This window comes from Geobacillus jurassicus NBRC 107829 (genome assembly GCF_001544315.1).
GTDB lineage: Bacteria > Bacillota > Bacilli > Bacillales > Anoxybacillaceae > Geobacillus > Geobacillus jurassicus.
Genome location: NZ_BCQG01000120.1, coordinates 1 through 952 on the forward strand (window position 1 = coordinate 1; position 952 = coordinate 952).

Here is a 952-nt window from a genome sequence, read left to right on the forward strand (position 1 = left end):
TTCTTTCCCGACAAGGTTGTGTTTTTTCAATAATCGGTATATAGTAAAGTAAGAGGTATGGTTTTCTGGGATTTCCCCCTGCTCGATCAGGTGTTCGTAGAACACCGTCACGGGCATGGTGGGATGTTCTTTTCTTAGGGCTAAAATATGATCCTCATCATCGGGCGACAGACGCCTTGAGTGGCCGCGGTCCGAACGGCGCTTCGGCTTTAAGGCGTCAAAGCCCCCTTTTTTGTATCGGGTGCACCAATCGAGGATCGTCTTGGCTGCGATTCGCTTGTCGCCTTGGTGGGGAACATGGTGCACTCGCTCGCTCACCTCTTTCAGATACGTCTTCGGTTCCACCTGCCCATTCACCAACGGAGCGATTAGCCCGTACCGAAACAGGGCAATGTCGTGTCTCATCGACTCATCCATTCGAATCTCCTCCTTGTCTCACTTGGAATCAGGACCGTTCCGGTCCTCCTGCCCTTATCGTACCGAATTGCTTTTTCTCCGTCGATAGGAAAGGTTTGTGGGAACCTAAATCATTTCCAATTTAGGATATGTATGTAAAATCAGGACCCCATTTAATTCGCAAAAGGGTGTCGGAATCCGTCCTCCCACATGTCTCTGATGACCGAATAGAGACCGTGTTCCTCCAACGTCCGGATCCACCAAGAAGCCCGTTCCTTTTCTTTTTTCACGATAGGGCCTATGATCCTCCACCGCCTCGCAAAAAAGCTGTGGAGGTTTGATAGGTTTCGGCAGAACCGTCGGACATAAAAGATGATGCCGTCCTTTGTCGGGAGGAACGGATCTTGGTTCGTTCCCTCGGTCAATCCCAACTGCTCTTTCACGACTTGCCATATAGCGGACAACGTATACTGAAAATACGGGAGGAGAAAGGAAGGCAGCACACTCACCGTCTTCAAGCATTCCCGGCAGCGATACCGGACAATCCAAATGCGAT

The 952-nt window shown here is 50.3% G+C and carries 2 protein-coding genes; both read right to left on the minus strand.

Features of this window, described 5'->3' with window-relative positions; genetic code table 11:
- Positions 1–417 (minus strand): helix-turn-helix domain-containing protein (locus tag GJ1_RS17385; RefSeq protein ID WP_167346136.1); only part of this gene is annotated, 417 nt, incomplete at its 3' end.
- 152 nt (positions 418–569) lie between these two features.
- Positions 570–952, minus strand: a 383-nt coding sequence (locus GJ1_RS18890) for a DUF6431 domain-containing protein (RefSeq protein WP_066235146.1), incomplete at its 5' end; no start/stop codon positions are given.